General features: G+C 33.7%; 3 protein-coding genes. All 3 read right to left on the reverse strand.

Features of this window, described 5'->3' with window-relative positions:
• Window positions 1–273: glycine/sarcosine/betaine reductase component B subunit (locus WJW32_RS12375; RefSeq protein ID WP_340258779.1), on the reverse strand; the 273-nt coding region annotated here is incomplete at its 3' end.
• A 71-nt stretch (window positions 274–344) separates the two neighbouring features.
• A complete protein-coding gene (prdB, locus tag WJW32_RS12380; protein WP_340258781.1) occupies window positions 345–1,070 on the reverse strand; it encodes a D-proline reductase (dithiol) protein PrdB in 726 nt (241 codons plus the stop codon).
• Window positions 1,071–1,091: 21 nt separating this feature from the next.
• On the reverse strand, window positions 1,092–1,361 hold the full coding sequence (locus WJW32_RS12385) for a CBO2463/CBO2479 domain-containing protein (protein WP_340258782.1): 270 nt from the start codon (window positions 1,359–1,361) through the stop codon (window positions 1,092–1,094).
• Between the last annotated feature and the right edge of the window lie 173 nt (window positions 1,362–1,534).

Below are 1,534 nucleotides of genomic sequence, written 5' to 3' on the forward strand. Positions count from 1 at the left end.
AGTATGAGTTATACCTTGTCCTATTTCACCAAGTACCTTTGTAGATATTGGTATGATGTCCATAATAGTATTTACATAAATATCATGTTGTCCAGGCTTTATTATATTAATATTTATATCTTCTATTAGTTCTTCGTTTTCCACTAAACTTTTTGATATTTCTTTGTCAACCATAAGCAAACGTTTGCCTATCGAGTTTTTATTTCCAAATTCAACTTTATCTATATGAAAAGCTTTTATTACTAACCTTCTTAGAATTTTATCTTTATTCATATACATCACCTTTTCAAAGGTATTTTTTGTTTATAAAACTTCCCTCTTTAAACAAGAGGGAAGTTTTTTTATTATACTTTAGCTGAGTACTCATATGGTAAAGGTATTATTTTACCTGCACTTGGTATTTCTACAAGTTTAGTTAAAGTATCCTTTAATATACTAGTTTGCATCTCAACGTTATTTGGCTCACCTGCATTTGCTCCCATTGGAACCAATGGAGCAACTGCTCTTGGAGTACCATTTTGTCTTACTACTGGAGGAAGGGCTGCTATTATTATAGTAGGTATTCCTATTTCCTCAATCGCTCTCTGCACGATCACGGCAGAGCGGTGGCAAGTACCTCAGCCAGCTGTTAAAAGAACTGCGTCTACGCCTTCTTCTTTTAATTGTCTAGCTATTTCTGGACCAGTTTCTTCAGTGAATTTTTGTTGATCTCCACCGCCGCCCATGAATCCAAAGTGTTTTGGAGCTACGCCTTTGATGAATCCAGCTTCTGCAAGCTCTCTTAATCTATCTATAGGGAACATACAGTTGATATCCTTATTAACATCTGCATTATCGTATCCACCATGTGATACCATCATATCGCTAGTTAAAGCATCTCCTGGTATTTCTCTGAATCCAAAATCTCCTGCTAAGTTAAATCTAGCATCTGATTTTAAGTGTACACCAGCAGCTGTAGCTAAAGCTATTGTCATATCTTTTAATTCTTTAGTTACAGGTGCCCATACTGGTGGAGGTGTTATTGGTACAAATATTTCTGATTGAAGTCCTTTTATTACTGTAAGACTCATATTTATTACCTCTCTTTCCTGTTATTTATTTTTTTCTTGCTCTCGTCTTTGGTTTTCTGCTATTACGTTGGCATATTTTTCATTAACCTCAGGTCCTAATACTTCAGGATAGCTTAATAAAAATCCAACTTCCATGCCAAGTTTTAATTCATAATCGGTGATTAGCATTCTCTTTGGCATTTTAAATTGACCAAGTCTTCCTTTTAAATCAATAGTAACGCCACCATCTGTTATCTTAACTATTACACCTTCATACATTCTCTCTGTAGAGGAATATTTTAATCTATCCATTTATATCACCTATTTACTGGATTTTATTTTTCGTAGATTTCTCTTCTTTTCTTACTTAATTCTAATACTTGCTCATTCTCAAGAAGTTCTACTTTTAATCCAGTTTCTTTCTCTATAAGTTCAACATTGTTTAACTTAACATTGCTGTTCCATTTTCTTTCTGCAGCTTTAAT

The sequence above is a fragment of the Tepidibacter sp. Z1-5 genome, from assembly GCF_037844525.1.
In the GTDB taxonomy this organism is placed as follows: Bacteria; Bacillota; Clostridia; order Peptostreptococcales; family Peptostreptococcaceae; genus Tepidibacter_A.